At 74.9% G+C, this 7,007-nt stretch carries 3 protein-coding genes; 2 read left to right on the top strand and 1 reads right to left on the bottom strand.

The window, feature by feature from the left end; all coding sequences use genetic code 11:
- Positions 1 to 138 precede the first annotated feature (138 nt).
- Both GCU69_RS04710 and GCU69_RS04705 read left to right on the top strand, forming a co-directional pair.
- On the top strand, positions 139 to 1,539 hold the full coding sequence (locus GCU69_RS04710; RefSeq protein WP_218037896.1) for a glycoside hydrolase family 5 protein: 1,401 nt from the start codon (positions 139 to 141) through the stop codon (positions 1,537 to 1,539).
- A 155-nt stretch (positions 1,540 to 1,694) separates the two neighbouring features.
- Positions 1,695 to 2,606, top strand: coding sequence for a hypothetical protein (locus GCU69_RS04705; protein ID WP_107644992.1), 912 nt, complete (start codon positions 1,695 to 1,697; stop codon positions 2,604 to 2,606).
- 124 nt (positions 2,607 to 2,730) lie between these two features.
- Here GCU69_RS04705 and GCU69_RS33175 read toward each other — a convergent pair whose 3' ends face one another.
- Entirely contained in the window at positions 2,731 to 6,849 is a 4,119-nt protein-coding gene (locus GCU69_RS33175) for an nSTAND1 domain-containing NTPase (protein ID WP_235978220.1), read from the bottom strand.
- Between the last annotated feature and the right edge of the window lie 158 nt (positions 6,850 to 7,007).

Below are 7,007 nucleotides of genomic sequence, written 5' to 3'. Positions count from 1 at the left end.
GGGCGGCCACGCGGGCGGAGAGCGGTGCCGGGGCGGCGTACGCCAGGTGCCGGGGCGGCCTGCGCCGGTACGGCACCGCGCTCGCTCGGCTAGGGTCGAGACCGGCTCTGGCCCCGAATCCGCACCGGGAGAAACAGCGTGAGCACACTCCAGTGGCTCCATGCCGACGGCGACCGGCTCGCCGACGAACAAGGCCGGACGGTCGTGCTGCGGGGCGTCGGTCTCGGCGGCTGGATGAACATGGAGAACTTCGTCACGGGCTATCCGGGCAGCGAGCGGGAGATCCGCCGGCTGCTGCGGGCGGCGATGGGCGAGGAGGCCTACACCAGCTTCTTCGACACCTTCCTGACCGACTTCTTCGACGAGGCGGACGCCCGGCACCTCGCCTCCCTCGGGCTCAACTCCGTGCGCATCCCGGTCAACTACCGGCACTTCGAGGACGACGACCGGCCGATGGAGTGGAAGGAGACCGGTTTCGCGCGGCTGGACCGGGTCGTCACCCTGCTCGCGCGGCACGGCCTCTACTCCGTCATCGACCTGCACGCGCTGCCGGGCGCCCAGAACCAGCACTGGCACAGCGACAACCCCACCCACCGTTCCGAGTTCTGGACGCACCGGCACTTCCAGGACCGTGCCGTGGCGCTGTGGGAACAGCTCGCCGAACGCTACAAGGACCGCCCGGAGGTCGCCGGGTACAACCCGGTCAACGAACCGGCGGAGCCGACCGGTGAGGTGCTGGCCGCCTTCTACCGGCGGCTGGAGCGGGCGATCCGGGCGGTCGACCCGCGCCATGTGCTGTTCCTCGACGGCAACAGGTACTCGACCGACTTCAGCGTCTTCGCACGCGGGGAACCGCTTCCCAACTGCGTGTACACGGCGCACGACTACGCCCTGCCCGGCATCGTCGGCGCCACGGCCTACCCCGGTGTGACGCGCGGGGAGTTCTTCGACCGCTCCGTCGTCGAGCAGACCTTCCTGCGCCGGACCCGCTACATGCGGGAGACCGGGACGCCCGTGTGGATCGGCGAGTTCGGGCCCGTCTACTCGGCGGACCGCTCGCAGGACGTGTGGCGGCTGGCGCTGCTGCGCGACCAGTTGGAGATCTACGCCGAGCACGGGGCCGGCTGGTCGCTGTGGACGTACAAGGACATCGGTCTCCAGGGGCTGGTCACGGTCGCGCCCGACAGCGCGTATCTGCGGCGCATCCGCCCGGTGCTGGAGCAGAAGCAGCGGCTGGGCGCGGACTCCTGGGGCGGCTCTGACGCCGGGGTGCGGGACGTGCTGGACCCGGTCGACGCGCTCTTCGAGCGGGAGTTCCCCGGCTTCGAGCCGTACCCGTGGGGGCGTCGGCAGTACGTCGCCGGCCTGGTGCGGCACATCATGCTCGCCGAGCCGCTGGCCGAGCGCTTCGCCCGGCTGTTCGAGGGCATCACGCCCGAGGAGGCGGCGGAGGCGGCGCGCTCCTTCCGCTTCGACCGGACCGTGGAGCGTACGGGCCTGTCGGCGGTGCTGCGCCACCATCTGACGCGCGGCGGCTGAGGGACCGCAGGCGCGGACACCCGGCGTTGTTCACCGCTGCGGAACGGGTGACCGAACAATCCGTGCCGCGTTGAACTGGGTCCGCGGTGCCGGTCTCCGGCCCGCGGACAGGGATTCACAGCGCGGGGATCACAGCGCGGAGATGAGGTCGTCGGATGTTCAGGAAGGGAAGCGCCGCCGTGGTGGCCGCCGGGCTGGTCCTGGCCGTCGGCGGCTGCGGGGGTGCGGACGGGACGGACGCCGCCTCGGACAAGGGACCGGCCGGCGGGACGGCGGCACCGAGGCCGTCCGGGAAGCTGGTGGGCTGGGTCGGCTCCCTGTGCGAGTCGGCGGCCACGCTGGAGAACCTCCGGAGCGACAGCGCGAAGGAGCTGAAGCAGATCCGGAACCCGGACGAGGACGTGCCGTCCGTCGAACTCCTCGCCGTCGGCTATCTCTCCCGGACCCCGGACACGGTGGAGGCCGTGGACCGCGATCTGAAGGAACTCGACCGGTCGGGCGTTCCCGCGGCCGACCGGCTGCTCGCCGCCTGGCAGAAGAAGCTGGAGGCCGTGCTGCCCGAACTCGTCGACGTCTCCCCGGCCGACGGCATGGCGGACGCCGAGGGCAGCGCCGCGGGGGTCGACAAGCTCGTACAGTCCCTCACCCCGCCGGACCCGGACCTGCCGGCGCTGACGAAGAAGGACCCGCGGCTGGCCGCCGCGCACAAGCAGGCGAAGCAGTGCGCCCCGGACTGGAAGCCCCGCGAGCCCGGCGCGCCCGGCGAGAACACCGGCTCGCCCGCGCCCGAGGCGACCGGCCCGCTGCCGAAGGCGGCGGACGGCAAGAACACCGCCGCCTGCTCGGACGGCGTCTGCGAGATCCTGGTGACCTCCACGGCGGACATCACGGCGAACGGGATGAACGTGCATGTCACCGTGTCGGAGGAGTCCGTCACCTTCCAGACGGCGGGCACCGTGATGCAACTGGGCGGCGCGGGCGGTGAGGCCGGGTTCGGTGACGAGCTGAAGGCGGTCGTCGTCGCGCACAACGAGGACGGAGCGGTGCTGAAGTTCAGCAGGCCCTGAGCGAAGGCCGCCCGTTCCGCGGGCCCGCCCGCGCGGGTCAGCCCGCGCCGGTCCGCCGGCGCCGGTCCGCCCGCGCCGGTGCGTAGGGGCGGCGCGTACGGGCGGCGGGGATGCGCGGCGCGGTCTAGCACACCTCCCGGTAGCCGAGCCGCGGCAGGTGCTCCTCCCATTCGGCGCGGGTGAGGAGGCCGCCGGTGCGGTCGCAGACGTGGTCCGCCGCGCGGTCCGCGTCCAGGATCCACACCCGGGCCGTCAGGTCGTAACTCGCGGACGCGAGCGTGCCGCCGTCCGGGCCGAACGCCACGGAGGTGACGGTGTCCAGGTGTCCGGTCAGCTCCCCGCCGAGCGGCTCGGCACGGTCCCGGCGCGCCACGTCCCACAGCCGGACCGTGTGGTCACCGCTGCCGGTGGCCAGGGTCTTCCCGTCCGGGGCGAAGGACAGCGACCTGACCGGCCCGCGGTGCCCTTCCAGTCCCTTCCCCACCGGCCGTGCGCGGTCCGGCCGCGTCACGTCCCACAGCCACACCGTGCGGTCGTCGCTGCCCGTCGCCAGCGTCTGCCCGTCCGGGGTGAAGGCGACCGCGTTGACCGGCTGGTCGTGCCCGCTGAGAGCGGCACCCGCGGGCCGTGCCCGTGCCCGGTCGCTCACGTGCCACAGCCGCGCCGTGTCGTCCTCGCTGCCGGTGGCCAGGGTCCGGCCGTCCGGGGTGAAGGCCACCGAGGTGACGGCGTCCCCGTGGCCGCGCAGCGGCTCCCCGAGCGGCCGTGCGCGGTCCGGCCGCGTCACGTCCCACAGCCGTGCCGTGCCGTCGTCCCCGCCGGTGGCCAGGGTGCGGCCGTCGCGGGCGAACGCGACGGCGGACGTGCCGCCGTCGTGCGCCTCCAGCGGTTCGCCCAGCGGCACGGGGCGTTCGGGCGCGGAGACGTCCCACAGCCGCACGGTGCCGTCCTGCGAGCCGCCGGCGACCGTACGGCCGTCCGGGGAGAACGCGACGGCCAGCACCTCGTCCTCGTGCCCGGTGAGCAGCCGGGGTGCCCCGCGCGGCCGGCCCGGCTCGCTCGTCTCCCACAGCCGGATCAGCCCGTCGTCGGTGCTGGCGGCGGCGAACAGCCGGCCGTCGGGGCTGTGGGCGACGGAGGTCAGCGGGTTGGTGAAGTCGGTGAGGACGGTCGGCGGCCGGTGCCAGAGCCGGACGCTGCGGTCGGCGCCGGTGCTGGCGAGGGTCCGGCCGTCGGGATGGAAGGCCACCTCCCACACCGCCTCCGTGTGGCCGGACAGCGGCTCCCCGAGCTGCTGCGGATACGCGGGGTTGGCGACGTTCCACAGGATCGGCGCGTCGTCCTCGCCCGCGGTGGCCAGCGTGTCGCCGTCGGGACTGAAGGCCACCGACATGACCGGAGCCGTGTGCTCGGTGAGCGGTTCGCCCAGCGGCTCGAGGCGCTCCGGGTCCGAGGCGTCCCACAGCCGTACGGTGTCGTCGAAACCGCCCGTGGCCAGCGTCCGGCCGTCCGGCGAGAAGGCCAGCGTCCAGACGGCGGCTTCGTGCTCGCGCAGCGGCTTGCCGAGCGGCGTGATCACGTCGTCCCCGCCGGCGCCGTCGGCGTTCTCCGCGTCGAACCGCCACATCCGTACGGACCCGCCGTAGCCGGCCGTGGCCAGCGTCTTCCCGTCCGGGGCGAACGCGACGGCGCGGACGCTGCGGTCCTCCGGGCCGTCGGCCGCGACGGGCCCGCCCAGCGCCTCGGGGCGCGCCGGGTCGCTCAGGTCCCACAGCCGCACGGTCCCGTCGTCGCCCGCGGTGGCCAGCGTCCTCCCGTCGGGGGCGAACGCGCTGGAGACGATGTTCTCCTTGTCGTGGCTCACCGGCGGCCGGCCGACGGGCCGGGGCCGCTCCCGGTCGCTGACGTCCCACAGCTGGATGCCGCCGCCCTTCCCGGTGGCCACCAGGAGATCGCCGTCCGGCGGCGAGAAGGCGACCGAGCCGACCGGGCCCGTACGGAATTGGAGTGGTTCGCCCAGCGGCCTCCCCGGGCCCCCGGCCCCGCCTCCGGAGCCCGGCCGCGCGGAGGTGTCCCACAGCCGCACCGTGCCGTCGTGGCCGCCGCTGGCGAGGGTGCGGCCGTCCGGCGCGTACGCCACGGAGCTGCCGAGACCCCGGTGGCCGGTCAGCCGGGTGGCCAGCGTCCGGCCGGCGTCGGAGGCCAGCCGGGTCCGCAGTTCCGGGGTGGCGCGCATGCGGTGCGCGGCGACGTCGAGCCGGGCGGCGAGCCCGGCACGGGTCTCCCGGAGACTGTCGGCCCCGGTGGTGAGGCGTCCGAAGACGGCCTCGTCCCGCTCGGTCTGCGCGGTGGCACGCGCCTGGAGGGCGACGACGGCGGTCCCGGTGGCGAGCAGCACGAGCGCGGCGAGCACGGCCACGACCGTGCGGCGCAGCCGCGCGGCGCGGCGCCGGCGGCGGAGCGAGGCGTTGAGGAACTCCCGCTCCACCGGTGTGAGTTCGTCGCCGCGGCGCTGCTCGCGGGCCTCGTAGTTCTCGTAGTTCTCGTAGTTCTCGTGTTTCTCGTGCTCCTCGTGCTGCCCGGGATTCTCGTGCTCCGCGGGGCCCCGGCCCGCGTGGCCCGGGTCTCCGCCGCCCCGGTGGCTCCGGTGGCCGCGGCGGCCCGCGCGGACTCCCGGTGCGGCGCCCCCCGCCCGTTCGGTGTCCCGGGCGAACGCCTCGCGGGCGGCGGCCAGACGGGAACCGGCGTAGAGCGCGGCGCTCTCCCGGCCGAGGGCCTGCCAGGTACGGGCGGCGTCGGAGAGCGCGCGGTGGACGCGCAGCCGGTCGCGTTCGGCCTCGATCCACTCGCGCAGCCGGGGCCAGGCGGTGATGAGGGCTTCGTGGGCGAGGTCGACGGTGCCGTCGTCGAAGGTGATGAGGCGGGCGCGGACCAGGCGTTCCAGGACCACCCGGGTGTCGGCCGGGTTCCCGAAGTCCAGCTCCGCGTGCTCGGTGGGACGGCGGGTGTCCGGTGTGCCCGCCGCGAACTCCGGGCCCCGCACCCACTCCCGGCCCTGCTCGAACGGCGGCACCTCGGTGAGCGGCGGGGACCCCGGGGTGACGAGGCGGAGCAGGACGCGGCGGGCCAGCTCGGCCTGCGGCGGGGTGAGTTCCCCGTACACCTGCTCGGCCGTCCGGACGACGGCGCCGTGCAGTCCGCCGGCCGCCTCGTACGCGGCCTCGGTCAGGACCCGGCCGCTGCGGTGCCGCCAGGTCTCCAGCAGGGCGTGCGACATCATCGGCAGCCCGCCCGGGGCGCCCTCGACCTCGTCCAGGAGCCGGTCGGTCAGCGAGCGTTCGACGATCAGGCCGTCCGCGGCCGCCGGGCGGACGATGGCCTCCCGCAGCTCCGCGCGGCTCATCGGCCCGGCGAGCAGCGTGGCCTCCTGCAGCGCCGCGGTGAGGCCGGGGTGTTCGGCGCAGCGGCCGAGGAAGTCGGCCCGCACCGCGATGACGACGCGCAGCCGGCTGTCGGCGTCGGTGGCGGCGACGAGCCGGTCGATGAAGGCGTCCCGGCCGGCCGGGTCGGCGCCGAGGGTGTACAGCTCCTCGAACTGGTCGACGATCAGCCAGGTGTCGGCGTCGGTGCCGGCTACGGGCACGAGCCGGTCGGCGTGTGTGCGCAGCGGGTCCGTGCCGGGTGTCAGGATCCGCACGGCGGCGGGAGCGGTGTCACGGTCCCCGCTGCCCTCGCCGTCGCGCGGGCTGCGCAGCCGGGGGATCAGGCCGGCGCGCAACAGCGAGGACTTGCCGCTGCCGGAGGGGCCGAAGACGGCGGTGAGGCGGTGCTTGCGGTTCAGCCGGATCAGCCGCTCCACGAGCTGGTCGCGGCCGAAGAACAGCTCCGCGTCGCCCGGTTCGAACCGCGTCAGGCCGCGGTACGGCGGCCGGGAGGTCTCGTCGTCGGCGGTCTCGGCGGCCAGCTCGGCCGACGCCTCCCGCCAGCGCCGCTCCCACTCGACCACGTCGCCGCCGCACGCCCTCACGTACGCGAGCGTCACCGCGCGGGTCGGCAACTGCTTCCCGGCCGCCGCCTGCGACAGGGTGGTCACCCCGTACCGCGCCCGCTGGGCCATCGCCCGGTAGGTGGGCTTCCCCGCGGACTCGCGCAACGCACGCAGACCGGCGGCGAACCGCGGCACCGGTCCGGCCTCCGGATCCAGCTCGCCCTCGGTGCGCCCCGGCCCTGGTTGTCCCGACACTGCCCGCCCCACCCTCGTTCAGCCCGAGTCTTCGCCAGGCCATTACCCAGTGCGTCTGTTCGGGCGCCCACGGTAGGGAGTCCCGGAGTCGGCCGCAACCGAACCTTCGCCGTATCGGCATGCGAAGTGCGGGCGTTCACCTCTTCTTCACCATTTCT

Source organism: Streptomyces lycii, assembly GCF_009735685.1.
In the GTDB taxonomy this organism is placed as follows: domain Bacteria; phylum Actinomycetota; class Actinomycetes; order Streptomycetales; family Streptomycetaceae; genus Streptomyces; species Streptomyces lycii.
This window is presented reverse-complemented; position numbering and strand designations above follow the sequence as displayed.

What these genes read in the sequence shown, in the direction of transcription:
- GCU69_RS04705 (WP_107644992.1), top strand. Translation starts at nt 1,695, where the DNA reads ATGTTCAGGAAGGGAAGCGCCGCCGTGGTGGCCGCCGGGCTGGTCCTG.